A 26,317-nucleotide genomic window follows, 5' to 3' on the forward strand; every position below is an offset into this window, starting at 1 on the left:
CTTTCGGGAAGGTCCGGCGGCGGGGACCGGTCAGGCAGCCCCGCCGCCGGGGTCGGGGGAGGTTACTCGGCGATGTCTGCCAGGTTGTCGTTGTACGGCTCGGCGATCTCGTCCAGGACCTCCTCCGGCTTCTTGCTGCCGTTGATCAGTTCCTGGACACCGGCGACGAGCACGTCGTAGTAGCCGGGGGCCGGCCAGTCGGGGTAGAAGGCCAGGCCGTCCTGCGTCGAGAGCTTGTTGAAGTTCTCGATGAGCTCCTTGTTCTGCGCGTCGGTGATCGCCGCGGGGTCGGCCGCGACCGGGACGCCGCCCGAGTTGCCGAGCAGGTTCTGGATCTCCTTCTTCATCGTGATGTCGATGAAGTCGTAGGCGAGGTCCTTGTTCTCGGACTTCTCCGGCACCACCCAGATGTTGCCGCTGGACCCCGGGGCGAACTGGCCGGGCCACAGGAACGAGCCCCATTTGAAGCCCTTGATCTCCTCGGCCAGCCGGCCGAACCACCAGCTGCCCGACACCATGATCGGGTACTTGCCGCCGATGAAGGCCACGCCCATGTCCTCGGCCTTCATGCCGGCCGAGTCCTTGCCGATGTAGCCCTTCTTCACCCAGTCGGAGATCGTCTGCGCGGCGTAGGTGAACTCGGGGCCGTGGAAGTCGACCTTGCCCTTGTAGAGCTCGAAGGAGTCGATCCAGGCCCGGTTGGCCTTGTTCAGAGCGAGCAGGTAGAAGAGCTGCTGGGCGGGATACTCGGCGCCCGCCATCGCGATCGGCGTGGTGCCCTTCTTCGCGAACGCGTCGAGCGCTGCGGTGAACTCGTCGAAGGTGGTGGGCACCTTGACGCCCGCCTTCTCGAACATGTCCTTGTTGTAGTAGACCATCACGTATTCGCCGTAGTTCGGCACGCCGAACCACTTGCCCGAGCCCATGATGCCGCGCTCGTCATACTTCGCGGTGGTCTGCAGCGACGGGCTGAGCAGCTTGTCCCAGCCGCGCTTGGTCGCCTCCTCCGTCAGGTCGGTGAGCAGGCCCTGCTTGGACAGCTGACCGGCCGTCGCGTTGCCCTTGTTGTACTCCATGATGTCGGGCGCCTCGTCGGAGTTGAGGACCATGGACGCCGTCTTCTGGATCTGCTCGAAGCCCTTCTCCTCGAACTTCACCTTGACGCCGGGGTGGCCGGCCTCGAAATCCTTGATGGCCTGCGCCCAGGCGGTGCCCATGGCGCTGTTGCCGGTCTCGTAGTGCCAGAGGGTGAGCGTCTTGCTCTCCGCGGCGCCGCCGCCGCTGCCGCCCTTGGACTCGTCGGAGGAACCGCCGCACGCGCCGAGCGCGAGCGCGGCGGCGGCCAGCGCCGCCACCGCCGCGCTCCTGCCTAATCTGAACATGGTCTTTCTCCAGGGGGTTTCGTCTATTTGAGGACGACCGGGGCGCCGGGGCCGACGAACTCGACGCCGTCGATCTGCTTGGGGCCCGCGGCGGTGACGACCAGGCTGTCGCCGTCCCGCACCGCCGTGACCGTCGTGACCCCGTCCAGGTCCCTGATCGTCGTACGGCTCTCGCGCTCCGGCAGGCCGAAGGCGAGCAGCGAGACCCGGGGGTCGTCGGTCACCGTGTCGCCCGGCTCGGTGACCGGGATCAGCGAGCCGTGCCGTGCGAACAGAGGGATCTGGTCGAGCGGCGGCGACACCGTGACGTAACGCCCGCCGTCGACGGCCTCACCGGTCCAGTAGTCCACCCACACCCCCGAGGGCAGGTAGACCTTCCGGGTGCCGTCGGCGGAGGTCATCGGGGCGACGAGCAGATCGGTGCCGAGAAGGTACTCCAGGTCCGCCTGCCACGCCACCGGGTCGTCCGGGTAGTCGACGCACAACGCGCGCAGCATCGGCGCGCCCGTGTCGGCCGCGGTGACGGCCGCCGAATAGATGTACGGCATGAGCCGGTAGCGCAGCCGCAGGGCCGCGATGGCGGCCTGCTCGGCGTGCGGCGGGAACTCCCAGGGCTCCCGGGTGGTCGTGCCGTGGAACCGTACGAGCGGGGACAGCGCGGCGAACTGCGACCAGCGGATGTAGAGGTCCGGGCTGGGCGTGCCGGTGAATCCGCCCGCGTCGTGGCTCCAGTAGGGGACGCCGGACAGGCCGTGCGAGAGGCCACCGCGGATCGTACTGCCCATCGCGGAGTAGGTGGTGTCGACGTCGCCGCTCCATTGGGCGGAGTGGCGCTGGCCGCCGAGGTAGGACGAGCGGGCCCAGACCAGGCCGTGCCCGTTCACCTCGCGGGTCACGTCCGCGACGATGTCGTTGAACAGCAGCGTGTAGACGTTGTGCAGCTCGGTGCCGGTCATGCCGTTGAAGGCCACGGCGTCGGCGGGGACGCCCTCGGCGAAGTCGGTCTTGAACGCCGCCACGCCCTCGCGCAGGCGGTCGCGCAGCAGTCCCTTGAACCACTCGACGGCCTCGGGATTGGTGAAGTCGACGATGCCGCAGGCCGGGTAGGAGCCGTGCCAGGTGTCGGCGACGTACGTCTCACCGTCCGGCCGCTTGAGGAAGTAGCCCTTCTCCGACGCCTCGGCGAAGGCCGGGCTGAGGTGCGAGATGTAGGAGTTCATCCAGAGGCAGACCTCGAAGCCCTGCTCCTTGAGCGTGGCGAGCATGCCCACCGGGTCGGGGAACGTCTCCGGGTCCCACTGGAGGTCGGACCAGTGCCCGTCCGCCTGCCAGTAGCAGTCGAGGTGGAGCACGTCGCAGGGGATGCCCCGCTCCCTGATCTTCCTGGCGCGCTCCAGCACGCGCTCCTGGCTGTCGCGGAAGAAGCCCGAGGAGATCCAGGTGCCGAACGCCCACTTCGGCGGCAGCTGCGGCCGGCAGGTCAGCCCGTCGAACCGGTCCAGGACCTCGGCCGGGGTCGGTCCCGCGATCACGTAGTAGTCGATGAGGTCGTCGGGAACGATGATCTGCACGGCGCTGTGCGTGGACTGGCACATGTCGAACTCGACCGGCGTGCCGCTGTCGACGCAGATGCCGTACCCCCGGCTGGACAGGTAGAAGGGCACGTTCTTGTACGCGCGCTGCGACTCGGCGCCGAACGCGTCGAAGTTCCACATGAGCGGGCGCTGGCCGCGCTTGTCGAGGGGCGTGAACGACTCGCCGAAGCCGCCGAACGCCTCGTCGGCCGGCGCCACGAACGTGTCGTGGTAGGCGACGGGGGCGCCGTCGGCGGCCGAGCGGCCGAACGGCAGCGTGCGCAGCCGGCCGCTGATGTCGGGATGGCCCGGGTCCTGCTCCACCAGCGTCCGGCCGGCCCGGTCGGTGAAGCGCATGTTCCACGGGTGCAGCCGCACCTCGGCCCGCAGCGATCCCGCGTCGACCACCACGCGGCTGTGGCTCGCCTCTACGACGGCGGCGCCGTACTCGCCGGGAGTGACCATCGAGATCGCGCGCGCGGACCGGGTGCGCGCGTCGGGGTCCTCCGACAGGCGCACCCGGATCACCCCCTCGCCCGCGACCGTGATCTGCACGACGAGCGTCTCCTCCGCCGAGGTGGAGCCCTTGAGCGTCACGCCCCGGCCGTCGGAGGCCACCACCTCCGCGCTGGTCAGCGCGGACAGGCCCTCCTCGCCCGGCTCGCGCACCGGAAGCTCGGGAGGATCCGCCACGAAGAACTCGCGCGCGATCAAGGGGGGACGGTACGGCATTGCGGCACTCCATGGGCTCATCCGGCGATTGTGGAGTTAGTTTGCCGTCCATCCCAACAAAGGTCAATGGTTCGAGATGGCTCCGGATTTGTCCAAATTATTCCAATTAATGCCTGTTTGAGGTAATGTGACCGCAATCCCCCGACAAGGTAGGTGAGATGGACAGGTTCGTGCATGTGATGCCGCTCGACGACGTGATCGACCACGAGGGCAACCCCGAGTGCGTCTGCGGCCCCGGAGGCCAGCCGGTCACCGCCGCCGACCTCGGCGAGACGGTTCCGTACACGGACCGCGACACGGTCGCGCTCGGCTGGTCCCGCCCCGCGGTCGGCGTCATCTACCAACACCACGCACTCAGCCCCTGCCGCGAGTGGGAAGCCATCCCCGAGCCCTGAGGGCTTCAATAGCCGTCAATCGCCGCCATTTCTGCGAACTGTGCGCAATCGACTGACGACAATCAGTAACGTCTCGGTCATGCCCGGTATTGATCACGAGATGCCACTCGAACTCATCCGCAACCGGCCGGAGACGGCGGTCGAGCTGCTGCGCTGCGCGAAGAGGATTGAGCTGCCGCCCTTCGCCGCCGCGCGTGTGGAGTCGGCCGACAGCACCCAGCCCTCGCCGATCGAGTTCCGCGCCGACTCGGTCGTGGTGCTGCGAGACGAGACCGGAGCGGCACTGATGGCCGTCATCGTGGAGGTCCAGCAGGGCCGGGACGCCGGCAAGCGGTTCAGCTGGCCGGTCTACGTCACGACGTTGCGGTCCCAGCACAAGTGCGACACCGCGCTGCTGGTCATCTGCCCGGACCGGTCGACGGCCCGATGGTGCGAGAGGACGATCCACCTGGGCCCAAGCGGCACCATCACACCACTGGCGATCGACCCCGGTCGCATCCCCCTGATCACCGACCCTGACCAGGCCCGCGCCAGCCCGGAACTCGCCGTGCTCTCGACCGTGGCGCATCCGGATGAGGCCGACGACGAGCCGGTGCTGGAGGCGATGCTGGCGGGACTGGCGACACTGGATCAGGATCGCGCCAGAGTATATTTGAACTACGTGATCAGTTCGCTACGGCCTGTGACAGTCAAACGTCTGGAGGAGATGGTGACCACCATTCAGGACTTCGACTACCTCGGTGACAAGTACTTCTCCCACTGGAAGGACCAGGGCCGCGCGGAGGCGCTTCTCATCATGCTCGACGCCCGTGGCCTGGAGATCTCCGACGACGCGCGCGAACGGATCCAGCGGTGTGAGGACACGAACCAACTGGAGGCCTGGGTCCGTAAGGCCGCCGTCGTCACCTCGGCCGACGAGTTGTTCGATGAGTAAGACCATGCAGGACTTCGACTACCTCGGTGAGAAATATTTCCCTCACTGGATCGAAGCAGGTCGCGCCCTGGGGCGGGCGGAGGCGACGCTGAGGGCGGGAATCGTCAGGGTGCCGAAGATGCGCGGCGTGGAGTTATCCGACGACGCGGCGGAACGGATCCACCGATGCGAAAGCCTCGACCAATTGGGCGCGTGGCTACATAAGGCCCCCAAGGTCAAATCGGCCGACGACCTGTTCGCCTGAAACCCTGCCCCACCAACGTTCAGAGAAGTCAAGAGAGCGGAGCGGAAGGGAGCGAGGACCGGAGCGAAGGCCAAGCGGAGCGGGCTTCGCGAGGACCGGAGGTTCCTTCCAGCGCAGCGTCCGGCCGGCGCAGCGTCCGGCGCCGAGGTCAAGAGCGGGGCCGCCCGGGGTATTCGCACCCCCGGGCGGCCCGCTCGATTTCAGTCGGTTACGGAGTCCACCTGACGTTCGGGTTGATGTGACCGGTCCAGTCGAAGACGGCCATGTTGTCCCAGCCGTCACCGGTGCCGTTGATGTTCGCCGGGTCCCAGCCGTTGCCGGGCACGGCGTACCAGGTCGGCTCCCAGTAGAAGACGCCGACGGCGCCCGCGTTGCGGGCCGTGCTCTGCACCGCCGCGAACTCGGCGCCCTGCCCCTGCCAGGTCAGGCCGTACCCCGGGCAGCCCGACGTGACCGAGTTGCCCTCCCAGTCGGCGTTGTCGGGCGTGAACGGGTAGGCCGTCTCTGCGATGACGACCGGCTTGCCGTAGCGGGACCGCACGTCCGAGATCACGCTGGACAGGTTGGACAGCGTGCCGTGCCACATGCAGTAGTACGACAGGCCGGTGATGTCCCAGGGCACGCCCTTGGCCCTGATGCCGTCGTAGAACCAGCGGGCGTGGGCGTCGCTGTCGGCGTCCGCGGTATGGATGATCACCTGGGTGCCGGAGTTGCATGCCTTGGTCGCGTTGTAGCCGGCCTTGAGCAGCAGGCTCAGGTTCGTGAAGTCGTTGTTGACGACCTTGCCGTCGTTCCACAGCATGCCGACGTTGATCTCGTTGCCGATCTGCACGCTGTCGGGGGTGGTGCCCTGTGCCTTGAGGCTGGAGCACACGTCGTAGGTGTAGTTGTAGACGTCGGTCTGCAACTGGCCGATTCCGTGGCTCGCCCAGGCGGCGGGCTTGTACTGCTTGCCGGGATCCGCCCAGGTGTCCGAGTAGTGGAAGTCGACCAGCAGCTTCAGGCCCTTGGCCTTGACCGTCCTGGCGTACTGAAGCACCTTGGCCTTGTTGTTGTAGCCGCTGGCCGGGTTGTTCCAGATCCGCAGGCGGACATAGTTGACGCCGACGCCCTTGAGGATGTCGAGCGGGTCCCTCTGGTTGCTGCTCGCGTCGTAGTACCTCGCGCCCAGGTCGAGGGAGCGCTGCACGGAGGAGACGTCGGCTCCGAGCATGGTCAGTGTGCCGGCGGCGTGCGCCGGTTGCGCGGCGGGGAGCACCGCGGCGGCGCACAGGACCAGCGCCGCCAGGATCTTTCTCATGGTTCCTCCGGTCAGGAGAGGATCTGATGGACGCCCCCGAACCCCGAGCCCCCCGAACCCGAGCCCCGATACCCCCGGCGCCACCGGTCAGGTGCGGCGCCGGGGGAGCTCATGTGCGGACGACCACGACGCCTCCGGCCGGCACCGTCGCCGGACCGTCGTACGCGGCGCCGTCGAGCACTCCCGTGCCGGTCACCCCGGGCACGGTCACCGGCGCGTCCGCGTGGTTGATGAGGAACAAGTGGTCACCCCGCCGTACGAGTTCCAGCGTGTCGGGGAGGCCGCGCGGCCGGTCGACGCCCGCGTGGTCGAGAACCTCCGTGAGGAGCGTACGCAGGCCGGGCTCGGCGTCCAAGGCCGTGGACACGTACCACGCGGTGCCCGCGCCCAGGTCGTGCCGCGTGACGGCGGGGTGCCCGGCGTCGGGGCCGTCGGCGAACTCGCGTACGGCCCGCGCCCCCGCGAGCCGTACGCGCTCGGACCAGATCCGGCCAACCGCTCCGGTTCCGCACGACCCGGAGGACCCGGATGACTCCGACGGCCCCAACACGACCGTCTCGCGCTCGCGGAGCGGGTGGAACTCCTCGACGGCCACGCCGAGCACCTCGCGCAGCGCCCCGGGGTACGGCCCCGGGTGGATGGTGTCGTTCTCGTCCACGATGCCGGAGAAGTACGACACGAGCAGATGCCCGCCCGCCTCCACGTAGCGGTGCAGGTTCTTCGCCGGCGCCTCGCCGAGCAGGTAGGAACTGGGGGCGACGACCAGCCGGTACGGCGACAGGTCGGCCGACGGGTGGACGAAGTCGACGGTGACGTGCTCGCGCCACAACGCCTCGTAGTAGGCCTCGATCCGTTCCCGGAAGCGCAGGTCGGCCGAGGGCCGCCACTCGAGTTCGAGCGCCCAGTAGGACTCCCAGTCCCACACCAGGGCGACGTCGGCCGTCACCCGCGCGCCCCTGACCCCGGCGAGCCTGCGCAGGTCCGCGCCGAGCGCGACCACGTCGCGCCAGATCCGGGAGTCGGTACCGGCGTGCGGCACCATCGCCGAGTGGAACTTCTCCGCGCCATAGCGGGAGGCGCGCCACTGGAAGAACATCGCCGAGTCGGAGCCGCGCGCCACGTGGGCGAGGGTGTTGCGGCGCATCTCCCCCGGCCGTTTGGCCAGGTTGCGCGGCTGCCAGTTGACCGCGCCCGTGGAGTGTTCCATCAGCATCCAGGGGCGGCCCCCGGCCACCGACCGGGTGAGGTCGGCGGCCATCGCGAGCTCGATGTGCGGGTCGGCGCGGGCCGAGTCGAGGTAGTGGTCGTTGGCCACCACGTCGACCTCCGGCGCCCAGCGCCAGTAGTCCATGGGCTTGCAGTTGGGGATCATGAAGTTGGTCGTGACCGGCAGGTCGCTGAACCGGCGGATCGTCTCGCGCTCCCTGCGGAAGCAGGCGATGTGCGCGTCGACCGAGAACCGCATGAAGTCGAGCTGGAGCCCGGTGAGCACACCCACGGGCGCGGCGACGGGCGGTTCGACCTCCTCGAACGAGCCGTAGGTCAGCCCCCAGAAGGTGGTGCCCCAGGCGGCGTTGAGCGCGCCCACGTCCCCGTACGTGTCCCGCAGCCAGGCGCGGAACGCCTCGGCCGACGCCGGGCAGTAGCAGTGGGCGTTGGCCCAGCCATACTCGTTGTGCACGTGCCACATGGCCAGGGCGGGATGGCCGGCGTACCGCGCGGCCAGGGCGGCGACGATCCGCTCGGACGCCGCGGCGTAGTCGGGCGAGCTCGGACAGAAGCTGTGCCGGGAGCCGCCGCCGAGCACGTGGCCCTCCCTGTCCACCAGGCGGCTGCCGGGATAGCCGCGGCGGAACCACATGGGCGGCGAGGAGGTGGGGGTGGCGAGATCGGCGTGCACCCCGGCCGAGTGGAGCAGGTCGAGGATCCGGTCCAGCCGGGAGAAGTCGTACTCGCCCTCCCGCGGCTCGATCAGTCCCCAGTTGAAGACGCCGACGGTGACCAGGTTCACCCCGGCCTCGCGCATCAGGCGGACGTCCTCCCGCCACACCTCCTCCGGCCACTGCTCGGGGTTGTAGTCCCCGCCGTACGCGAGGCCCTCGGGCAGGACGGGATATCCGGGCACGTCTCCCCCTCGATACTCCTTCTGTGAACGTGCACAGTAACGCACAACCGCGTCGCCGAGAAGGTAGGACCGATTCACGCTGATCAGGAAGGCCCCCTAACAACCGCGTAACGGCCATTGACAGCACCGGAGGGACATCTCAGTCTGTGAACGCTCCCAGATGCTCCGCCTCTCACTCCCCTCTCCCACCCCGCCTGGAGGCACACATGCGCGTGAACCGGTTAGCAGTGGCGGCGGTCGCGATTCTCACCGCCGCGCTCTCGTCGGCCTGCTCGGGCGGCTCCGACGAGCCGTCCGCCGAGGCCGCGAGCCAGGGCGCGGCGCCGGCCGGCCCGGTGAAGCTGACCTACTGGACCTGGGTCCCGAACATGGACAAGATCGTCGCGGTGTGGAACCAGGCCCACCCCGACATCCAGGTCACGGTCAGCAAGCAGGCGGGGGGCGACGACGCCGCGGCCAAGTTCCTCACCGCCGCCAAGGCGGGCAACCCGCCCGACCTGGTTCAGGCCGAGTATCAGATGCTGCCGTCCTTCGTCGCCGCCGACGCGGTGGCCGACCTCAAGACGGAGACCGCGCAGGCCAAGGCCGAGTTCGGCGAGGGCGTCTGGGGGCTGGTGACCCTCGGCACCGACGCCGTCTACGCGGTCCCCCAGGACAGCGGGCCGATGATGCTCTACTACCGCGAGGACCTGTTCGAGAAGTACGGCATCGAGGTGCCGAAGACCTGGGACGAGTACGCCGAGGCCGCCCGCACGGTGCACAGGAAGGACCCCAAGGTCTTCCTCGGCACGTTCTCCAGCAAGGACCCGGGCTGGTTCGCCGGCCTCTCCCAGCAGGCGGGCGCGCAGTGGTGGTCGATCAGCGGCGACGCGTGGAAGGTCGCGGTGAACGACCAGGCCACCGAGAAGGTCGCCGCCTACTGGGGCGGCCTGGTGAAGGAGGGCGTCATCGACGGCATGCCCTACTTCACCCCCGAGTGGAACAAGGCGCTCAACGACGGCAAGCTGCTCACCTGGCCGTCCGCCGTGTGGGGCCCTGGCGTGCTGTCGAGCAACGCGCCGAAGGCCGCGGGCAAGTGGGCCGTCGCCCCGCTGCCGCAGTGGAACGCGGGTGAGAACCACAGCGGCTTCTGGGGCGGCTCCTCCACCGCCGTCGCGGCCAAGTCGGCCAACAAGGCGGCCGCCGCGCAGTTCGCCACCTGGCTGAACACCGACCCGCAGGCGCTCGGGCTGCTGATCGAGGAGGGCGCGGTCTACCCGGCCTCCGCCAAGGGCGCCGCGTTGATGACCGGCGCTCCCGGCTACTTCTCCAACCAGCCCGACTTCTGGAAGCAGGCGGCCGACATCGGCGCCACCGCCCGCGGCTTCACCTTCGGCCCCGACGTCAACGTGACCTACAACGCCTACAGGGACGCCTTCGACAAGGCCGTCGCCGCCAAGTCCGACTTCGCCGCGGCCGTCCGGAGCATGCAGGACGCCACCGTCGCCGACATGCGGAAGTCCGGCTTCACCCTGGCCCAATGAGCAGGGCCCAGTGAGCAGGGACCGGTGACGATGCGATCCCCGAAGAAGGGCGCCCGCGCGAGCGCCGTGCCCTACCTGTTCCTCGCCCCGGCGATGGCGCTGTTCGCGCTCTTCATGGCCCTGCCCATCGGCTACACGATCTACCTGAGCCTGCGGCGCACCAAGGTCTCCGGCCTGGGCCTCGGCAAGGGGGCCCGCACGGAGGTCTTCGCCGGGCTCGCCAACTACACCGCCGCCGTCGGCGACGGCGAACTGTGGGCCGGCTGGCTGCGCGTCCTCGGATACGGCGCGCTCGTGCTCGTGCTGATGCTGGGGCTCGCCCTCGTGTTCGCGCTCATGCTCGACGCCGCGCACGTGCGGCTCGCCCGCCTCACCCGGATCTCGATCTTCCTGCCGTACGCCGTGCCGGGCGTGGCGGCGACGCTGATGTGGGGCTTCCTCTACCTGCCCAGCCTCAGCCCGTTCGGCGAGCACCCGTTCCTGAGCGCCGGCCTGGTGACGTTCTCGATGACGAACGTGGCGGTCTGGGGCGGCACCGGCTTCAACATGCTGGTGCTCTACACGAACCTGCGGGCCGTGCCGCGGGAGTACTACGAGGCGGCCAGGATCGACGGCGCGAGCGAGCTGGGCATCGCGCTGCGCATCAAGATCCCGATTCTCGTGCCGTCGATAATCCTGACCACGGTGTTCTCCGTCATCGCGACCGTCCAGGTGTTCACGGAACCGACCACCCTGCGGCCGCTGACGAACACGATCAGCTCGACCTGGAGCCCGCTGATGAAGGTGTACCGCGACGCGTTCGTCACCGGCGACCTGTATTCGGCCGCCGCGACGTCCATGGTGATCGCCGGGATCTCCCTCGTGCTGTCGTTCGGCTTCCTGCGGGTCGTGAAGAACCACGCGTTCGGGGAGGGCTGATGGCCGCCACCACACTGCCGCGAACCCGCGGGCACGCCCGCCCCTCGCCGCGGCGCCCGCTGGGGATCGTGCCGACCGGCGTGCTCGTGCTGGGCGCGATCTACACCCTGTTTCCGGTGAGCTGGGTGGTGGTCGCGGCCACCAAGTCGAAGGCCGAGCTGTTCTCCACATCGACCTTCGCGCCCGGCACCGGCCTGCTGTCCAACCTGGCCGACCTGTTCGCCTACCGCGACGGCGTCTTCTGGCTCTGGCTGCTCAACACCGTCCTGTACGCCGGGGGCGGCGCGGTGCTGTCGACCGCGGTGTCCACGATCTCGGGGTACGCCCTGGCGAAATACTCCTTCCCCGGCCGCGGCCTGATCTTCAACCTGCTCATCGGCGGCATCCTGGTGCCGTCGGTCGTGCTGGCGATCCCGCAGTATCTGCTGTTTTCCAAGGCCGGCCTGGCCGACACGTACTGGTCGGTGCTGCTGCCCCAGATCCTGCACCCGTACAGCATCTATCTGGCCAGGATCTACGCACAGGCGGCGGTCCCCGGCTCGCTGCTGGAGGCGGGCCGGCTGGACGGCGCGGGCGAGTGGCGGCTGTTCCGCCAGGTGGCGCTGCCGCTGCTGACGCCGGGCATGGTGACGATCTTCCTGTTCCAGTTCGTCGCGATCTGGAACAACTTCCTGCTGCCGTTCATCATGCTGGGCGACGACCGCAGGTTCCCGCTGACGGTCGGCCTCTACACGCTGCTCGCCGCGGGCGCCAACCAGCCGTCGCTGTACAACCTGATCATCACGGGGACGATGCTGTCGCTCATCCCGCTGGTCGCGCTGTTCCTCACGATGCAGCGCCACTGGCGTACGGACCTGTCCGGCGGGGCCGTGAAAAGCTGATGAGCGCGGGGGAACACGCAGCTCGGCGGGGGGACAATACGACCATGGCGAAGCGTCCGACCATCCACGACGTCGCCGCGGCGGCGGGCGTCTCCCGGGGCACGGTCTCCCGGGTGCTCAACGACGACCGATACGTGAGCCCCGCCGCCCACGCCGCCGTCCGGCGGGCCATCGCCGAGACCGGCTACATCGTCAACCGCAACGCCCGCAGCCTGGTCACCCAGCGGACCGGGTCGGTGGTGATGGTGCTGTCGGAGCCGCACGAGAAGGTCTTCGAGGACCCCAACTACAGCACCACGATCCGCACGGCGATCCGGCGGCTCGGCGAGCGGGACGTCTCCCTGGTCATCATGCTGGCCGGGGACGACGGCGACCGCGAGCGCGTGGTGCGCTACGTGCGCGGCGGCCACGCCGACGGCGTGCTGCTGATGTCCACGCACGCGGGCGACCCCCTCGTGGACGAGCTGGAGTCGATGCGCATCCCGGCCGTCGCCTGCGGCGCCGTCATCGGGAAGGAGAACGTCATCCCCTACGCGGCGGCCGACGACCGCGAGGGCGCCCGGCAGATGACCCGCTACCTCGTCGAGCAGGGCCGCAGGAAGATCGCCACGATCACCGGCCCGATGGACACCCCCGGCGGCATCCAGCGCCTTGAGGGCTTCGCCGACGTGCTCGGCAGGAAGGCCTCAAGAAAGCTCATCGAACACGGCGACTGGACCCAGCTCAGCGGCGAGAGCGCGATGGCGCGGCTGCTCGAGCGCACCCCCGACCTCGACGCGGTCTTCGTGGCCTCCGACCTCATGGCGGCCGGCGCGCTGTCCACGCTGCGCGCGGCCGGCCGCCGCGTGCCCGACGACGTGGCCGTGGGCGGCTTCGACGACTCGTCGGTCGCCGCCACCACCCATCCCCCGCTCACCACGATCCGCCAGCCACTCGCCGAGGTCGCGGAGGAGACCGTACGGCTGCTGCTCGCGCTCGTCGACGGAGGCGGCCCGGTGGACCCGGTGATCCTGCCCACCCGCCTCATCGTGAGGGAGTCGGCCTGAGATCGCGTCGCCTCCCCGGCCGGCCCGTGCTCGCCCCGGTTCTGGCGCCTCCGCCGGCGGTCAGCCCCTGATCGGCAGGGCCGCGCGGGCGACGGCCCGGCGTTCGGCCTCTTCGCGCTCGGCGGCCTCCTGCTCGGCGGCCACGCGCCGGTCGTACGCGGCGCGGGCCGCGGCGATGGCGTTCTGGTGCTCCTCGGTCCAGACGACCAGGGCGCGGATGGTGGCGTGCAGGGTCGCGCCCATCGGCGTCAGCGCGTAGTCCACGCGCGGCGGGACGGTCGGGTGCACGGTCCGGCTCACCAGCCCGTCGCGTTCGAGATGCCGCAGTGTGCGGGCCAGCATCCGCTGGCTGACCCCGTCGATCGCGCGGCGCAGCTCGGTGAAGCGCAGGCTCCGCTTGTCGAGCAGCGCGATCACCAGGAGCGACCACTTGTCGGCGATGCGGTCGAGGATCTGCCGCACCTCGCAGTCCGCGCGCTGGTCCCATTGGAGGACGTCGTCGTCGACGCCGGTATTCGCGCAGTAACCAAGGGACTGAGGAGTGCCGTCTTCCATGGTCACTGATGGTGCCCGATGATGCAGTCGGTTACAAGAGGGAACCGGCGAGCACTCGGGGAACCACCCCGGGGCCGGTTCCCCGACGAGATGGAGCCGGACTCCGATGTCCAATCCCGTGGGCGGAATCACCGCCCGGCACCCCGCCCGCATGACGGGACGCGCGTGGGGCGTGCTGCTGGTGTTGTGCGGCGCGATCTTCCTGGAGGGGATCGACGTGGCGATGCTGAACGTGGCGCTCCCGTCGATCCGGGCCGACCTGGGCCTGTCCACCGGGATGCTCAGCGGCGTGGTCAGCGCCTACGTGCTCGGCTACGGCGGGTTCATGCTGCTCGGCGGGCGAGCCGCCGACCTGCTGGGCCACCGGCGGATGTTCCTGCTGTGGCTGGCCGTCTTCCTTGTCTTCTCCGGGCTCGGCGGGCTCGCCACTCAGGGCTGGATGCTGCTGGCCGCGCGGTTCGTCACAGGGGTCGCGTCCGCGTTCATGGCACCCGCCGGGCTGGCGCTGGTCACGTCCAACTTCCCGGAGGGACCGATGCGCACCAAGGCGCTCGGCGTGTACGCGGGCACGGCGGCGGGCGGGTTCTCACTCGGCCTGGTCGCCGGCGGCGTGCTCGCCGCGTTCGGCTGGCGGTGGGTGTTCTTCGCGCCGGTCATCCTTTCTGTGCTGATCCTGGCGACGGCGCTGGTCCTCGTCCGCGACCCGAGTGGCGAGCGTCCCTCACCCTCATCGGCACCGGGCGGCTTCGACCTGGCGGGGGCGTTCACCGTCACGGGGGCCATGCTGCTCCTCGTGTATGGGATGGTCCGGTTGGAGCACCCCGGCGAGGGTCCCGGCCTGACCGCGGGCACGCTCGCCGCGGGGCTGGCGCTGCTGGGGCTGTTCGCCGCGATCGAGCGCCGCTCGCCGTCGCCCCTGGTGCGGCTGGGCATCCTGCGCAACGCCCCGCTGGTGCGGGTGAACGCGGCGGCACTGCTGTTCCTGTTCGCGTTCGCGGGGTTCCAGTTCCTGATCACCCTGTATCTCCAGGAGTGGCGCGGCTGGAACACGATGCAGACCGGCCTGGCCATGCTGGTGATCGGGATCGACACGGTGCTCGCGCCGACGCTGACGCCGCGCCTGGTGAGCCGCTTCGGCAACGCCCGGGTGCTGTTCTGCGGCATCGTCCTCGCGGCGGTCGCGTACGCGCTCTTCCTGCCCGTGGGGATGGACTGGACCTACGCCGCCATGCTTCCGGCGCTGCTCCTGCTCGGCCTGTCCTTCTCGCTGGCGTACGGCCCGCTGACCATGGCCGCGACGGAGGGCGTCGACGAGGACGAGCACGGCCTGGCGGGCGGCCTGCTCTACACGGCGATGCAGTTCGGCACGGCGCTCGGGCTGTCGGCCGTCACCGCCGTCAGCGTCGCGGCCGGGCCGGGGCCGGACGCGCTGCGGACCGCGCTGGTCGTCCCCGTGGCGGCGGCGGCGCTCGGCGCGGTCGTCGTCGCGTTCGGCCTCCGCGCCTCAGGCATGGCCTCGGCACCGGCTCAGGACACCCCGCGGGCGCAGCCGCTGCGGAGCGATGTCACACACTGAGGGGGTGTCTCGTCCTCAGTATGTGAACGACCATGACGACGGCACGGCCGTGCTGGACGCCGAGTTCCAGGCCATGCGGCCCCGGCTGCTCGGCGTCGCGTACGGCCTGCTCGGCAGCCTCGACGAGGCCGAGGACGTCGTGCAGGACGCCTGGCTGCGGCTGCGATCCGTCAAGGACGCCGGCGACGGCGACGAGATCAGGGACGTGACCGGCTGGCTCGTGGTCACGGTCTCCCGGCTGGCTCTCGACGTGCTGCGCTCGGCGCGGCACCGCAGGGAGGAGTACGTGGGACCGTGGCTGCCCGAGCCTCTCGTGACCGGGCCCCTCGTGACCGGGCCCCTCGTGAACGGGCCTCTGGCGAACGGGCCGGTTCGGGCCGCGCCCGACCCGGCCGAGCGGGTGACCCTGGACGAGTCGATGAGCATGGCCATGCTCGTCGTGCTGGAGTCCCTCAGCCCGGCCGAGCGGACCGCGTTCGTGCTGCACGACGTGTTCGGCCTGACGTTCACCGAGGTGGGCGAGGCGGTCGGACGCAGCCCGGCTGCCTGCCGGCAGCTCGCCGCCCGGGCGCGGGCGCACATCGCGTCCCGCGCTCCCCGGTTCGACGTGGACCCCTCCGAGCACCGGCGGGTGGTGCGCGCCTTCGCCCGGGCCTGCCTCGGCGACGACTTGGACGCGCTGCTCGCGCTGCTCGACCCGGACGTCGTCCTGCGCAGCGACGGCGGCGGCCGGGTGCGCGCCGCGAGGCGGCCCGTCCTCGGCGCGGCCAAGGTGGCCAGGCTGCTGTTCGGCATCCGCAGGTTCGGCTCGCACGAACTGGTCCCGGCCGCGGTGAACGGCTGGCCGGGGCTGCTGCGCTACCGGGACGGGCGGCTGGTGACCGTGATGGGGCTCGCCATCGCGCACGGCCGGATCACCGCCGTCGACATGGTCTTGAACCCGGAGAAGCTCGCCCGCGTGACGCGGGCCGACGAGACGAGGAACCGACGATGACCGCGAGGATCGATGTCCACGAGCTGGCCCCCGAGGCGTACGCGGCGATGCGGGGGGTCGAACGCTTCCTGCACGCCTGCGACGTGCCGCACGCGACATTGGAGCTGGTCAAGATCCGGGCGAGCCAGATCAACGGCTGCGCCTTCTGCCTGGACATGCACCACCGGGACGCGAAGAAGGCCGGCGAGAGCGACGAGCGGCTGTGGGCGGTGGCCGGCTGGCGGGAGGCGCCGTTCTACAGCGACGCCGAGCGGGCGGCGCTCGCGCTGGCCGAGGCCGCGACCCGGCTCGCCGACCGCCCCGACCCCGTGCCCGACGAGATCTGGGCGGAGGCCGCGAAGCACTACTCCCAGGAGCAGCTGGCCGCGCTGGTCGTCGCCATCGCGCAGATCAACGCCTGGAACCGGATCTGCGTCGTGAGCCGGAAGGCCCCCGGCTCCGTCTGAGTGGAAATCGGGAGGACTGCGGCACGCGGGGCGAATAGTCTGCGTACGTCATGGAAGGAGGAGCGCCATGAGACGCACCGTGATCCGCAAGCCGCGCCGCATCCGCCGTCCCGCCGATCTCGACCTGCGCACCCCCTCCGGCCGGCCGCTTCCGTACTGACCGTGCTCTCAGAGGCTCCCGCGGCACGGGTGGCTTTACGCCCGTTTTACCGAGTTTCCGATATCTATACCGAACAGATCACGGAACCATCACGGTCGGGGGGTAACGAACATGGTCACGGTGGTGCCGTCGCTCGCCAAGGTCCCATCGCTCGCCAAGGTGCGGGACATCAGGACCGCGCTGCGCCGCAGGGCCAGGTGGGACGGGAAGGACAGGAAGATCGTCGACCTCAGGGCCTATACGGGCGGGAACGTCATCCGGTTCCCGAGGACGTCCGGGCCCACGTCCGCCGCCTGAGCCGGTCCTTCCACGACGATCCGCGCAACGGCCCGCTCGGCATTCCGCCGGGCGGGTCCTTTTCTGATTAGATGTCGCCTTATGAGTGATCTGTCCGCAACCGAGCGGACCCGGCACCGTCGGCTGCGGGAGCAGGGCCGCACCGACCGGGAGGCGCTGTTCGAGGTGCTCCGGGCCGGATTCGTCTGCCACCTCGGCGTGGTCGTGGACGGCGACCCGATGGTGGTGCCGACGGTGTACGGCTTCGACGACGACCACCTGTACGTGCACGGCTCGGTGGCGAGCCGCAGCCTGACCCGGAACACGACGGTCTGCGTGACGATCACCCATGTCGACGGTCTCGTGCTGGCCCGGTCGGTCTTCGAACACGGCGTGAACTACCGCAGCGCGATGATCTACGGCGTGCCGCGCGCGCTGGAGGAAGACGAGAAGCTCGCCGCCCTGCGGTGCCTGACCGAGCACGTCACCCCCGGCCAGTGGGACTACGCCCGGCAGCCGAACCGCAAGGAACTCGCCGCGACGACGATCCTCGCGGTCCCGCTCGACGAGGCGTCGGTCAAGGTGCGCGAGGGCTACCCGGACGACGCCGGCGACCCCCACGACGTGTGGGCCGGCGTCCTGCCGCTCACCCCGTCGTGGCAGGCCCCCCTCACCGACCCGCAGGCCGCCGCTCACCCCGTCCCGCCGCACATCCTCGCCCGCACCGGCACGTCCCACTGACCGAGGCGGTCCCGTCGTCACCGGCCAAGAGCCCCGCCGACCGGCCCGCCTCGGCGACGGAGGTCTCCACCCCACCCGTCCCGGCCACGCCCGCCGCACCGGCCCCCGCCTCTCCCGGCGGCCCGTCCGAACACGGATGGGCACCGTTCTCATGCGGGGCGCGGCTTGAGGCGGACACCACCGTCGACGGTCAGCACGGTGCCCGTCGCGTAGCCCGTCTCGATCAGGTACGCGATGGCGTTCGCCACGTCGGCGGGGGCGCCGACCCGGCCCACCGTGGTGGCGGAGGCGAACGCGTCGAGCGCACCCTGCCGGTCGTCCCCCAGCCAGTCCCACCACTCGGTGTCGATCACGCCGGGCGACACCGCGTTGACCCGGACCGGGGCGAGCTCCACCGCCAGGCCGGGGATCATCGACTGGATGGCGCCGTTGACCGCCGCCAGCCCGGCCACCTCGGCCATCGCGCTGTTCGCGCTGGCCGCCGCGACGAACGTCAACGACCCGTCCCGCCGCAGCACCGGGAGCGCCGCCTGGGCGGCGACCACCTGGGCGACCAGCTTGTCGTCCAGCGCGCGGCGCAGTTCGTCCGGCGAGAGCGAACGGAACGGCCCGGCCCCCTTCCGGCCGGACACGTTGATCACGACGTGGTCCACCCGGCCGAGCCCGGCGAACAGATCGCGCATCGCCTCCGGATCGCGGGCGTCGGCCACCGCGCCCGAGCCCCGCTCGCCGATCTCCTTCACCGCCCGCTCCAGCCGTTCCGGCGTACGGCCGGTGACGACGACCTCGCGGCCCGATGCGGCCAGCCGTACGGCGGCTGCCAGGCCGATGCCGCTCGTCCCTCCGACGATCACCACTCGTTCGGTCATCGCTACCCTCTCCAATACGAGACATCTTGCCTCGTAACTATAAAACGAGACACGGTGTCCTGTAAATTGGCGGCATGGTGGGCAGGCCACGCAGCGAAGAGGCGCGCCGGGCGATACTCCGAGCCGCGCTACGGCTGTGCGAGCGCGACGGATATCCGAACGTGACGTTGAAGGGCATCGCCGAGGAGGCGGGGGTCGGCAGGCAGACCCTCTACCGGTGGTGGGACACCAAGGGCGACCTGTTGCTGGAGGCGATGACGGACCTCGTCACGAGTGCCAGGGCGCCGTCGGAGACCGACCTGCGGACGTTCCTGAGCGACACCTTCGCGCTGGCGGACGGTGTGATCGGCAGGGTCGTGGCCGGCCTCATGGCGGAGGCCCAGAGCGACCCCGCCCTCGGCGACCGGCTGCGGGAGCGGCTGATCGGCCCGCGGCGCACGGCCCTGCGGGGGGTGCTGGAGCGGATGCCGCCACCCCCCGGCATCGAACTGGACCTGCTGGTCGACATGATCTTCGGGGTCATGTGGTATCGGCTGCTCAACCGGCACGCCCCGCTCGACGCCGCCCTGGCGGGGGACATCACGGCGCTCGTGGCCGGGATCGCCGCGAGCCCGGGACCCCACGGTGACCTTCCGGGCTGACGCGGCTCCAGCGGCGTCCTCTGTTCGGCCGCGGAGCCGAGCGGCCGGTAGGCGAGCCCGAACAGGCGGGCTCGGTGCTCGACACACTCCTCGGCGAGCTCCCCTGTCACGTTCGCCACTTCAGAACCGAGCCCATGCGGCAGGATGGGACCGTGACGCCATCCCCAGCGGTCGTGCGGCCGGACCGTGAGCTCCTCGAGGAGATCCTGGACGAGCTGGACATCGAGCACACCATAGACACAGAGGGCGACCTGGCGATCTCCACCGCCCACCTCACGATCTTCTTCCTTTTCGGCAAGGAAGGAGATCTCTTCACCGTACGCACCTTCTATGACAGGCCGCACTCGGTGGACGACAAACCGATGCTGCTCACGGCGCTCAACGAGTGGAACGCCGACACGATGTGGCCCAAGGTGTACACGTTCACCCAGGACAACGGCGACATCCGTCTCGTCGGCGACTCACAGGTCTACATCGGGGCCGGCGTGACCAGGGAGCACCTGACCACGATGGTGGCTCACTGGGTGAGGTTCTCGATCAAGTTCTACCGCTGGCTCACCGACCGGCTCGCCTTCGAGACCGACTGATCAGGCCGGCGGCGGTCGCAGGTCGTCCCCCGAGGCGGGTCAGTTCAGCAGAAGGCGGACGGTGAAGGTACCCCCCTGCTCGCCGGTCCTGCCGCTGAGGCCGATCGCGCGGAACCGGGCCACGTCACGCCGGATGCTCTGATCGACGTACGGCAGATACCGCTTCTCCAGGCGGTCCAGATCGAGATAACAGGCGTAGGTGGCGGTAGCGAGGCCGGGCAGTGCTTCCTGGAAGGCGGGGTCCTTCGCGAGCCCGCGTCGCTGTCCGAGCTTGTTGGAGTACTCCTGGGAACTGGCGAGAACGATGCCGTCATCGACGTGGCCGCTGCCGAACGGTATCCCGCGGTCGGCGTACAGACGCCGAAGCTCCAGCCGCACCTCCTCCGCCTTGGGCGAGTAACTCCGCTTGACGATCCCGGCCCGCACTCCGCCGCGCCGGTCGTATTCCATGGCGAACGTGAGGTTCCCGCCGACCAGCGCCACCAGATCGTCGGGAAGATCGATGCCGTACCGGCGCAGTTCGGCGACGAGCCTGCGATCGGGGCCGGCCGGGTCCTGCCGGTCGAGGACCGCGCGGGCGTCGGGCCAGGCCCCCGTCACGACCTCGTCCAGACCGGAGAAGGAGACCGCGAGCGCGGTCGAGGCAGGGAGTTCCTCGATGTGCACCGGCCCGGGTCGCATGGGGGACCCCGGAATGCCGCGGGTGAGCCCGGTGATCTCCGCGTGGTCACCGGTGAACCGGAGGGCGCCCGCGACACGGCTGTCGTCGAACGCTTTGACGGCGTAGGCCGCACCGGCGCCCGAAGTGGCCGGCTCGGCCACGCTCCGCATCAGTTTCCCCGCGTATCCCCAGAAGGAAAGAACGCCCGGCTCGCCGAGTGCGGCCATGTCCGCTTTGAAAGCGTCGTCCTCGGTCAACGGCCGCTTCCTCGCCTGGGCGACCGCGGCCTCGGCCTGCGGCTGGGTCTCCGCGACGATCGCGTAGTCGTCAAGAAAGGCGATGCCCTTCGCCCACGGTTTTCCCACCTTGCCGATTCCGGTACGCGCCGCCGCCTCGTCGGTCACCTGGATCGCGAGGACGCGACTCGGTTCCGTTGTCCCGTTCGACGGCAGTAAGGCCATGCCCATCCGGTCGCCGAGCCACGGCATCACGTCCCGATCGAAATCGACGCCCCTGGCGTCGGCGCCGAGCGCCTTCAGCAGCGCCGCACGGGGATCACCGCCTTGCCTCTTCGCCGCGGCGAACTTGCCGGCCACGCGCAGAAACGCCATCTTCTGGCTCGCCGCCGGGTCGAAGTCGACGCGGACATAACCCAACGCCCCGGCGGGAAGCACATCCTGCGGCTGGGTGCCGGCGCCGCTCAACAGGGCGGTCGCGTACACGCCCGCCGCGACGGCCGCGGACGCCACCACCGCGATCAGCACGAACCGCGGCCACCGGCGACGCCGGCGCTCCGGCCGCTGAATGTCTGGCTCCACCACAAGCGTCTCTTGTTACCCCGATCTTTCTGTCAATCACGTCCCGCGCGCACACGAGGGTGTTCGAGATTGACGGCCGAGCCGCGCGTGCTCGGCGCGATCCGCCGCTCCGGAGAGACCGGCACCCGCCAGACGGTCGCCCAGGCCTGAGCCGTCAGCCCCGCGCGAGGGCGTCGCGCAGCTCGGCCGCGGTGAGGCGGGGGCCGTAGGCGGGCTTGTCCCGCTGGAAGCGCCGCCCCTCCGCAAGTGGGCCCGCGTCGACCACGTCGAAGCCGAAGGAGTCGATCAGCTCGGCGACCGTCTTCTTGGCCTCGGGGTCGTCGCCCGCGATGGGCAGCGCCCGCCGGTTCTCCGTGCCGCCGGGCTGCCCCTGCTCGGCGAGGTGGACCCAGTTGATTGAGTTGAACGCCTTGACGACCCGCGACCCCGGCAAATGCGCGGCGAGGACTTCGCTGTCGGTGGTCTCGCCCGTGTCGATCTCGGGGAAGCGACCGTCCCGCTCGAAGTAGTAGTTGTTCGTGTCGATCACGATCTTGCCGTCCAGCGGCGCGACCGGCACCTCGCGGTACCGCCCGAAGGGGATCGAGACGACCACGATGTCGCCCGCCTCCGCGACCTCGGCGACGGTGGCGGCGCGTGCGTTCGGGCCCAGCCGGGCCACGAGTTCGGAGAGCGTCTGGGGCCCGCGGGAGTTGCTCAGCACCACCGAGTGCCCGGCGTCGACCGCCAGCTTCGCGAGGGTGCCGCCGATCTTCCCGCTGCCGATGAATCCGATGACCATGGCTGCGGCAACACGGCCGCCGCCGGTGTCATTCCCCCGCCGGCGTCTCCAGGACGACGACGGCCCGTTCGAGGAGGTCCCGCAGCCGGTCGGCCTCGTCGGGCGTGAACGCCTCGACCAGTCTGCGCTCCACCGCCACGGCGGCGGCGTCGGCCTTGCGCAGCAGCGCCTGCCCCGCCCGCGTGAGTCGGGTCACGAGCACCTGGGCGTGATCGCTGGAGGGACGCCGCTCCACCAGCCCACGCGATTCCAGCGTCTTGAGCACGGTCGTCATGCTCTGCGGGGTGACCGAGCAGAACCGTGCCAGTTTGGCCCCCGAGACGCCGGGCGCGAGCGACAGCGCGTACATCGCCGCGTACTGGGGGACGGTCAGCCCGAACGGCCGCAGCACACGGCTTTTCTCCGCGATCAGCGCCTGCTCGGCGCGCTTGATGGCGTTGCCGGGCCGCCACGCCACCGCCTCGGCGATCCTCGCCTCCTCGGATCCCATGCACGCTCCCGGGGCATCAGGGCTCTGACATGCGGACCCTACCACCGGTTTGACAGGTGCCCCCTGTTCATCCATGCTCTGACAACCATCAAGGCTCTTATATTCATCAAGCTATGGATGGTAGTGATGTCTGCGGAATCCTCCGGCCCGCGCCGGCGGGCGCCGTCCCTCGCCGTGATCTGCGCCGCGGTGCTGCTCGTCCCGGTCACCGCCACGGGCGCCGCCGAGGCTCTCGGCGACATCGGCGCGGACCTGCACGCCGGGCTGGACGCCACGCAGTGGGTGGTCAACGCCTTCTTCCTCACCTTCGCCGCGTTCATGGCGAGCACCGGGGCGCTGGCCGACCGGATCGGCCGGCGCAGGATGTTCGTCCTTGGCACCGGCGTGTTCACGGCGTCGATGCTCCTGGCCGCCGCCGCCCCGGACATCGGTGTGCTGATCACGGCGCGGGCCCTCGCGGGCGCGGGCGCCGCAGCGGCCTCCACCGGCGGCACCGCGCTGCTCGCGCAGGCCTATCCCGCGGGCCCCGGCAGGAGCAGGGCGTTCGCGTGGTTCGGCACCACGGTCGGCCTGGGACTCGCCTTCGGCCCCGTCATCGCCGGAACGCTGGTCGGCGCCGTCGGCTGGCGCAGCCTGTTCGCGGCGGCCGGGATCGCACTGCTGCCGGTGCTGCCGCTGAGCGTGGTGCTGGGTGAGTCGCGTGCCGCCCCGGACGGCCCCATGGACTGGGGCGGCGCGGCCACCTTCACCCTCGCACTGGCCGCCTTCACCTTCGGCGTGATCGAGGGGCCCGCGCTGGGATGGGCTCACCCCACGGTGTGGGCCGCCTTCGCCGCCTGCGTCGTCCTGTCGGGGGCCTTCGCCGTGGCCGAACGGCGGCACCCCGCGCCGCTGGTGGACCTGTCGCTGCTGGCCCACCCCCGGTTCGCGGCGATCGCGTCCATGCCGTTCCTGCTGGCCTTCGGCTTCGTCGCGCTGACGATCGTGCTCCCGCCGTACCTCATGGCCACCTCCGGCTACTCGGCCCGGCAGGCGGGGCTGACGCTGATGCTGCTGACCGGGCCGGCACTGGTCATGCCGCCCGTGACCGGACTCCTGGCCCGCCGTCTGACACAGCGCGTACTGCTGGTGGTCACGCTGCTGCTGGTCGCGGCCGGGACCGGCCTGCTGGCGGCGGTGCCCGCCGGATCGGGCCCGGCGCGGCTCGCGGGGCCGCTGCTGCTGATCGGGACGGGTTTCGGCGTGTCACTGGCCGTGGTCGACGGGGCGGCGGTCTCCTCCGTCGAGCCCGCGCGGGCCGGCATGGCCGCCGGCCTGTTCAACACGGCCCGCATCACCGGCGAGGTCGTCGCCATCGCCGTGCTCGGCGCCGTGCTGTCCGCGCTGACCCGCGCGAGCCTGACCGGCCGGTACGGCGCGGCGCGGGCGGCCCGCGCGACCTCCCGCCTGCTGCAGGGCGACATCGCGGGCGCCGTTCCGCCGGGAGCGGGGCGGCTGGAGTTCACCCGCCTGGCGAGCGCCGGCTACGCGGACGCCCTGCACACCGCCCTGTGGCTGCTGACCCTCCTGTCCCTGGCCGGCGCGCTCGCCGTCGGTCTCCTGATGTCCGTCCGCGAACCCGCGCGGATCAGCACCTGAAAGGAACGATCATGCCCGTCGTCACCGTCGGCTCCGCGACCGTCAACTACCTCGTCACCGGCACCGGGCCCGGCCTCGTGCTCGTCCACGGCACCGGCGCCACCGGCGAGACCAACTGGGCCCCGCTCATCGAGGCCGTCGCCGATCGCTTCACCGTTGTCGCCCCCGACCTGTCCGGTTCCGGCGCCACCGTCGACGGAGGCGGCCCGATCACGGTGGAGGACCTGGTCGCCCAGGTGCTCGGTGCGGCCGAGCACGCCGGCCTGGAGCGGTTCCACCTCGCCGGGCACTCGCTCGGCGCCGTCGTGGCCCTGGCGGCGGCCGGCACCAGGCCGGAGCAGGTGCTGTCGCTGACCGCGCACGCCGGCTGGGCCAGGACCGACCCCTGGATGGCCTTCCAGATGGACCTGTGGATCCGCCTGGTGCGCACCGACAGGGAACTGCTGGCCCGGCTGCTCCAGGTGACCGCGATGGGCGACGCGACGCTGCGCGCCCGCTCGCCGGAGGACTTCGAGCAGGCCGCTGCCGCGTTCACTGCCTCTCTCGACGGCGCCGAGGAGGGGTTCACCAGACAGGCTCTGGCCGACATCTCCGTCGACATCACGGATCTGCTGCCCCGCGTGACCGCCCCGACACTGATCGTCTCCAGCGCCGGCGACCGGATCGTGCCGCCGCACCACCAGCGCGAGCTCGCCCGGCTGATCCCGCACGCGGACCTCGTGACCGTGCCCGGCGGCCACGGCCTGCCGTTCGAGGACCCCGCCGCGTTCACGGCGGTCATCACCGGGCATCTTGACCGCATGGCCGCGACGATCTGAGATCCGCGATGGGGCACCCGGCCGGGAGCTCACCGGCTGACGCAACCGGACAAGCGCGTCTCCATCTCCCGGGGGACAGGCGGCCGAGAGTCCACCGGCCCCTGATCGGGAAGTACGCCCCATCCGTGAGCGCGCAAGGCGCCGGAGACACCCGGGCGGACGCGGCGGAGAGTACGCCGTTGTCACAGGGGCATGCGATAACCCGCGTCGATCCTGCAATTGGCGGCGTTGAAATATCTGTTCTCGACGATGTGAGCGGCGAACGCCGCGAATTCGTCCGGGGTCCCGAGCCGGCGAGGATTGAGGAACTGATTGATCCCCTCCGCCTTCGTGTCCTTGCCGGCATAGTCGTCGACCATGGGGGTGTCGAAACCCCCGGGGACGATGGTGTTGACGCGTATTCCCCGCCCGGCGAACTCGCGGGCGGCCGGCAGGGTCATGCCCTCGATGGCGGCCTTCGTCGCGGCGTATCCGACCAATCCGGTGGTTGCCTCGCGGGCGGCGACGGAGGAGGTGTTGATGATGACGCCCCGCTCGCCGTCCTCGTCGGGGGCGTTGCCCAGCATCACGGCCGCCGCGTGGCTCATGACGTTGAAGGTGCCGATGAGATTGGTGCTCACGAGCCGGGCCAGCACGGTCGCATCGCTGGGCCGGCCCGTGTCGGTGACGAGGATGACGGGGGCGAGGATGCCGGCGGTGTTGACGTTGATGTCGATCGTTCCGAACCTGTCCAAGGTGGCGGCCACGACGGCGGCGACCGCCTCGGTGTCGCCGACGTCGGCGCCGATCCCGAGGGCGTTCTCGCCGAGATCGTCAGCGATCTGGGCGGCGAGCACGCCGCGCCGGCCGACGATGACGACGTTCGCGCCCCGAGCGGAGAAATGTCGTGCGACTCCCAAACCGAGCCCGGAGGTGGCGCCGGCGACGAGCACCGTCTTACCGCGAATGTCCATAATTCACCTTCCGGAGCAGGTCGGTGGCGCGTTTCACGGCTGTCCGCCGTCGTAGGTATCCCCCACAGTTTGCGCAGGGCCGGGAGGCTCCGATATGCATGCGCCGGTCTTCTTCGGTCGGCCCCCGGGAAGTAGTTTCCTTTCTCACCGGAGAGATACGTCCATCGTTTGGGGCAGCCGTTGAAGCCGCTGCGCCGGAATTCAATCTGCTCAGAACGAGGGCATTCCGTCGTCGGCGGATCGCCCGCGTGACGACGGC

At 70.4% G+C, this 26,317-nt stretch carries 26 protein-coding genes; 16 read left to right on the forward strand and 10 right to left on the reverse strand.

Annotation, left to right across the window (positions count from 1 at the left end; translation table 11 throughout):
• Positions 1 to 62: 62 nt before the first annotated feature.
• Both ACQPZZ_RS29660 and ACQPZZ_RS29665 read right to left on the reverse strand, forming a co-directional pair.
• Positions 63 to 1,382 carry an ABC transporter substrate-binding protein gene (locus tag ACQPZZ_RS29660; protein ID WP_432924481.1) on the reverse strand — a complete coding sequence of 440 codons (1,320 nt, stop codon included), beginning with the start codon at positions 1,380 to 1,382 and terminating at the stop codon, positions 63 to 65.
• A 23-nt stretch (positions 1,383 to 1,405) separates the two neighbouring features.
• A complete protein-coding gene (locus ACQPZZ_RS29665; protein WP_363643165.1) occupies positions 1,406 to 3,670 on the reverse strand; it encodes a TIM-barrel domain-containing protein in 2,265 nt (754 codons plus the stop codon).
• A 176-nt stretch (positions 3,671 to 3,846) separates the two neighbouring features.
• Between ACQPZZ_RS29665 and ACQPZZ_RS29670 the strand changes: the two genes are divergently transcribed.
• The 3 genes from ACQPZZ_RS29670 to ACQPZZ_RS29680 all read left to right on the forward strand — a co-directional run bounded on the left by ACQPZZ_RS29670 (position 3,847) and on the right by ACQPZZ_RS29680 (position 5,261).
• A complete protein-coding gene (locus tag ACQPZZ_RS29670; RefSeq protein ID WP_432924482.1) occupies positions 3,847 to 4,083 on the forward strand; it encodes a hypothetical protein in 237 nt (78 codons plus the stop codon).
• 79 nt (positions 4,084 to 4,162) lie between these two features.
• Positions 4,163 to 5,017: a hypothetical protein gene (locus ACQPZZ_RS29675; RefSeq protein WP_432924483.1), complete on the forward strand. Its 855-nt coding sequence runs from the start codon at positions 4,163 to 4,165 to the stop codon at positions 5,015 to 5,017.
• 4 nt (positions 5,018 to 5,021) lie between these two features.
• Positions 5,022 to 5,261 (forward strand): hypothetical protein, encoded by a 240-nt coding sequence (locus ACQPZZ_RS29680; protein ID WP_432924485.1) that lies wholly within the window; start codon positions 5,022 to 5,024, stop codon positions 5,259 to 5,261.
• 208 nt (positions 5,262 to 5,469) lie between these two features.
• On the opposite strand, the gene ACQPZZ_RS29685 is transcribed toward ACQPZZ_RS29680, so the two are convergent.
• Both ACQPZZ_RS29685 and ACQPZZ_RS29690 read right to left on the reverse strand, forming a co-directional pair.
• Entirely contained in the window at positions 5,470 to 6,561 is a 1,092-nt protein-coding gene (locus tag ACQPZZ_RS29685; protein WP_432924487.1) for a glycoside hydrolase family 53 protein, read from the reverse strand.
• Between the two features lie 109 nt (positions 6,562 to 6,670).
• Positions 6,671 to 8,686, reverse strand: a complete 2,016-nt coding sequence (locus tag ACQPZZ_RS29690) for a beta-galactosidase (RefSeq protein WP_432924489.1) — start codon at positions 8,684 to 8,686, stop codon at positions 6,671 to 6,673.
• Positions 8,687 to 8,892: 206 nt separating this feature from the next.
• On the opposite strand from ACQPZZ_RS29690, the gene ACQPZZ_RS29695 reads away from it, so the two are divergent.
• Genes ACQPZZ_RS29695 through ACQPZZ_RS29710 form a run of 4 tightly spaced genes read left to right on the forward strand, consistent with a single transcriptional unit; the run spans position 8,893 to position 13,054 of the window.
• Entirely contained in the window at positions 8,893 to 10,209 is a 1,317-nt protein-coding gene (locus tag ACQPZZ_RS29695) for an ABC transporter substrate-binding protein (protein ID WP_432924491.1), read from the forward strand.
• Positions 10,210 to 10,239: 30 nt separating this feature from the next.
• The gene (locus ACQPZZ_RS29700; protein ID WP_432934591.1) at positions 10,240 to 11,127 is read left to right on the forward strand and encodes a carbohydrate ABC transporter permease; all 888 of its coding nucleotides are present in this window, start codon (positions 10,240 to 10,242) and stop codon (positions 11,125 to 11,127) included.
• Entirely contained in the window at positions 11,127 to 12,008 is an 882-nt protein-coding gene (locus ACQPZZ_RS29705; RefSeq protein ID WP_432924492.1) for a carbohydrate ABC transporter permease, read from the forward strand. The genes ACQPZZ_RS29700 and ACQPZZ_RS29705 overlap by 1 nt, the downstream gene beginning before the upstream one ends.
• 44 nt (positions 12,009 to 12,052) lie before the next feature.
• Positions 12,053 to 13,054, forward strand: a complete 1,002-nt coding sequence (locus tag ACQPZZ_RS29710) for a LacI family DNA-binding transcriptional regulator (protein ID WP_432924494.1) — start codon at positions 12,053 to 12,055, stop codon at positions 13,052 to 13,054.
• Positions 13,055 to 13,114: 60 nt separating this feature from the next.
• Here ACQPZZ_RS29710 and ACQPZZ_RS29715 read toward each other — a convergent pair whose 3' ends face one another.
• A complete protein-coding gene (locus ACQPZZ_RS29715; RefSeq protein ID WP_432924496.1) occupies positions 13,115 to 13,609 on the reverse strand; it encodes a winged helix-turn-helix transcriptional regulator in 495 nt (164 codons plus the stop codon).
• Positions 13,610 to 13,715: 106 nt separating this feature from the next.
• On the opposite strand from ACQPZZ_RS29715, the gene ACQPZZ_RS29720 reads away from it, so the two are divergent.
• The 5 genes from ACQPZZ_RS29720 to ACQPZZ_RS29740 all read left to right on the forward strand — a co-directional run bounded on the left by ACQPZZ_RS29720 (position 13,716) and on the right by ACQPZZ_RS29740 (position 17,802).
• Positions 13,716 to 15,185 carry an MFS transporter gene (locus ACQPZZ_RS29720; RefSeq protein ID WP_432924498.1) on the forward strand — a complete coding sequence of 490 codons (1,470 nt, stop codon included), beginning with the start codon at positions 13,716 to 13,718 and terminating at the stop codon, positions 15,183 to 15,185.
• 4 nt (positions 15,186 to 15,189) lie between these two features.
• Entirely contained in the window at positions 15,190 to 16,179 is a 990-nt protein-coding gene (gene sigJ, locus ACQPZZ_RS29725) for an RNA polymerase sigma factor SigJ (RefSeq protein ID WP_432924500.1), read from the forward strand.
• Positions 16,176 to 16,625, forward strand: coding sequence for a carboxymuconolactone decarboxylase family protein (locus ACQPZZ_RS29730; protein WP_363643189.1), 450 nt, complete (start codon positions 16,176 to 16,178; stop codon positions 16,623 to 16,625). The genes sigJ and ACQPZZ_RS29730 overlap by 4 nt, the downstream gene beginning before the upstream one ends.
• 271 nt (positions 16,626 to 16,896) lie before the next feature.
• The gene (locus ACQPZZ_RS29735; RefSeq protein ID WP_432924502.1) at positions 16,897 to 17,082 is read left to right on the forward strand and encodes a hypothetical protein; all 186 of its coding nucleotides are present in this window, start codon (positions 16,897 to 16,899) and stop codon (positions 17,080 to 17,082) included.
• An 81-nt stretch (positions 17,083 to 17,163) separates the two neighbouring features.
• Entirely contained in the window at positions 17,164 to 17,802 is a 639-nt protein-coding gene (locus ACQPZZ_RS29740) for a pyridoxamine 5'-phosphate oxidase family protein (RefSeq protein WP_432924503.1), read from the forward strand.
• A gap of 149 nt (positions 17,803 to 17,951) precedes the next feature.
• Here ACQPZZ_RS29740 and ACQPZZ_RS29745 read toward each other — a convergent pair whose 3' ends face one another.
• On the reverse strand, positions 17,952 to 18,671 hold the full coding sequence (locus ACQPZZ_RS29745) for an SDR family oxidoreductase (protein WP_432924505.1): 720 nt from the start codon (positions 18,669 to 18,671) through the stop codon (positions 17,952 to 17,954).
• A gap of 74 nt (positions 18,672 to 18,745) precedes the next feature.
• On the opposite strand from ACQPZZ_RS29745, the gene ACQPZZ_RS29750 reads away from it, so the two are divergent.
• A complete protein-coding gene (locus ACQPZZ_RS29750; RefSeq protein ID WP_432924507.1) occupies positions 18,746 to 19,312 on the forward strand; it encodes a TetR/AcrR family transcriptional regulator in 567 nt (188 codons plus the stop codon).
• 152 nt (positions 19,313 to 19,464) lie between these two features.
• Complete coding sequence (locus tag ACQPZZ_RS29755) at positions 19,465 to 19,899, forward strand: YbjN domain-containing protein (protein WP_363643199.1); 435 nt, start codon at positions 19,465 to 19,467, stop codon at positions 19,897 to 19,899.
• A gap of 39 nt (positions 19,900 to 19,938) precedes the next feature.
• On the opposite strand, the gene ACQPZZ_RS29760 is transcribed toward ACQPZZ_RS29755, so the two are convergent.
• The 3 genes from ACQPZZ_RS29760 to ACQPZZ_RS29770 form a co-directional block, all read right to left on the reverse strand.
• Entirely contained in the window at positions 19,939 to 21,378 is a 1,440-nt protein-coding gene (locus ACQPZZ_RS29760; protein ID WP_432924509.1) for a DUF3352 domain-containing protein, read from the reverse strand.
• A gap of 154 nt (positions 21,379 to 21,532) precedes the next feature.
• On the reverse strand, positions 21,533 to 22,159 hold the full coding sequence (locus ACQPZZ_RS29765) for an NADPH-dependent F420 reductase (protein ID WP_432924511.1): 627 nt from the start codon (positions 22,157 to 22,159) through the stop codon (positions 21,533 to 21,535).
• Between the two features lie 28 nt (positions 22,160 to 22,187).
• The gene (locus ACQPZZ_RS29770) at positions 22,188 to 22,649 is read right to left on the reverse strand and encodes a MarR family winged helix-turn-helix transcriptional regulator (protein ID WP_432924513.1); all 462 of its coding nucleotides are present in this window, start codon (positions 22,647 to 22,649) and stop codon (positions 22,188 to 22,190) included.
• 126 nt (positions 22,650 to 22,775) lie between these two features.
• On the opposite strand from ACQPZZ_RS29770, the gene ACQPZZ_RS29775 reads away from it, so the two are divergent.
• Both ACQPZZ_RS29775 and ACQPZZ_RS29780 read left to right on the forward strand, forming a co-directional pair.
• Positions 22,776 to 24,287 carry an MFS transporter gene (locus ACQPZZ_RS29775; RefSeq protein WP_432924515.1) on the forward strand — a complete coding sequence of 504 codons (1,512 nt, stop codon included), beginning with the start codon at positions 22,776 to 22,778 and terminating at the stop codon, positions 24,285 to 24,287.
• A gap of 11 nt (positions 24,288 to 24,298) precedes the next feature.
• Positions 24,299 to 25,105 (forward strand): alpha/beta fold hydrolase, encoded by an 807-nt coding sequence (locus ACQPZZ_RS29780; protein WP_432924517.1) that lies wholly within the window; start codon positions 24,299 to 24,301, stop codon positions 25,103 to 25,105.
• Between the two features lie 182 nt (positions 25,106 to 25,287).
• Here the strand turns inward: ACQPZZ_RS29780 and ACQPZZ_RS29785 are convergent, their stop codons facing one another.
• A complete protein-coding gene (locus tag ACQPZZ_RS29785) occupies positions 25,288 to 26,058 on the reverse strand; it encodes an SDR family NAD(P)-dependent oxidoreductase (RefSeq protein WP_432924519.1) in 771 nt (256 codons plus the stop codon).
• Positions 26,059 to 26,317 lie beyond the last annotated feature (259 nt).

This window comes from Microbispora sp. CA-135349 (assembly GCF_050947365.1).
GTDB lineage: Bacteria > Actinomycetota > Actinomycetes > Streptosporangiales > Streptosporangiaceae > Microbispora.

Excerpts from the sequence above, each read along its gene's own strand:
- ACQPZZ_RS29660 (WP_432924481.1), bottom strand. The coding sequence starts at position 1,382 with ATGTTCAGATTAGGCAGGAGCGCGGCGGTGGCGGCGCTGGCCGCCGCC.
- ACQPZZ_RS29670 (WP_432924482.1), top strand. The coding sequence starts at position 3,847 with ATGGACAGGTTCGTGCATGTGATGCCGCTCGACGACGTGATCGACCAC.
- ACQPZZ_RS29675 (WP_432924483.1), top strand. The coding sequence starts at position 4,163 with ATGCCCGGTATTGATCACGAGATGCCACTCGAACTCATCCGCAACCGG.
- ACQPZZ_RS29680 (WP_432924485.1), top strand. The coding sequence starts at position 5,022 with ATGCAGGACTTCGACTACCTCGGTGAGAAATATTTCCCTCACTGGATC.
- ACQPZZ_RS29685 (WP_432924487.1), bottom strand. The coding sequence starts at position 6,561 with ATGAGAAAGATCCTGGCGGCGCTGGTCCTGTGCGCCGCCGCGGTGCTC.
- ACQPZZ_RS29695 (WP_432924491.1), top strand. The coding sequence starts at position 8,893 with ATGCGCGTGAACCGGTTAGCAGTGGCGGCGGTCGCGATTCTCACCGCC.
- ACQPZZ_RS29700 (WP_432934591.1), top strand. The coding sequence starts at position 10,240 with ATGCGATCCCCGAAGAAGGGCGCCCGCGCGAGCGCCGTGCCCTACCTG.
- ACQPZZ_RS29705 (WP_432924492.1), top strand. The coding sequence starts at position 11,127 with ATGGCCGCCACCACACTGCCGCGAACCCGCGGGCACGCCCGCCCCTCG.
- ACQPZZ_RS29710 (WP_432924494.1), top strand. The coding sequence starts at position 12,053 with ATGGCGAAGCGTCCGACCATCCACGACGTCGCCGCGGCGGCGGGCGTC.
- ACQPZZ_RS29715 (WP_432924496.1), bottom strand. The coding sequence starts at position 13,609 with ATGGAAGACGGCACTCCTCAGTCCCTTGGTTACTGCGCGAATACCGGC.
- ACQPZZ_RS29720 (WP_432924498.1), top strand. The coding sequence starts at position 13,716 with ATGTCCAATCCCGTGGGCGGAATCACCGCCCGGCACCCCGCCCGCATG.
- ACQPZZ_RS29730 (WP_363643189.1), top strand. The coding sequence starts at position 16,176 with ATGACCGCGAGGATCGATGTCCACGAGCTGGCCCCCGAGGCGTACGCG.
- ACQPZZ_RS29735 (WP_432924502.1), top strand. The coding sequence starts at position 16,897 with ATGGTCACGGTGGTGCCGTCGCTCGCCAAGGTCCCATCGCTCGCCAAG.
- ACQPZZ_RS29740 (WP_432924503.1), top strand. The coding sequence starts at position 17,164 with ATGAGTGATCTGTCCGCAACCGAGCGGACCCGGCACCGTCGGCTGCGG.
- ACQPZZ_RS29745 (WP_432924505.1), bottom strand. The coding sequence starts at position 18,671 with ATGACCGAACGAGTGGTGATCGTCGGAGGGACGAGCGGCATCGGCCTG.
- ACQPZZ_RS29750 (WP_432924507.1), top strand. The coding sequence starts at position 18,746 with ATGGTGGGCAGGCCACGCAGCGAAGAGGCGCGCCGGGCGATACTCCGA.
- ACQPZZ_RS29765 (WP_432924511.1), bottom strand. The coding sequence starts at position 22,159 with ATGGTCATCGGATTCATCGGCAGCGGGAAGATCGGCGGCACCCTCGCG.
- ACQPZZ_RS29770 (WP_432924513.1), bottom strand. The coding sequence starts at position 22,649 with ATGGGATCCGAGGAGGCGAGGATCGCCGAGGCGGTGGCGTGGCGGCCC.
- ACQPZZ_RS29775 (WP_432924515.1), top strand. The coding sequence starts at position 22,776 with ATGTCTGCGGAATCCTCCGGCCCGCGCCGGCGGGCGCCGTCCCTCGCC.
- ACQPZZ_RS29780 (WP_432924517.1), top strand. The coding sequence starts at position 24,299 with ATGCCCGTCGTCACCGTCGGCTCCGCGACCGTCAACTACCTCGTCACC.
- ACQPZZ_RS29785 (WP_432924519.1), bottom strand. The coding sequence starts at position 26,058 with ATGGACATTCGCGGTAAGACGGTGCTCGTCGCCGGCGCCACCTCCGGG.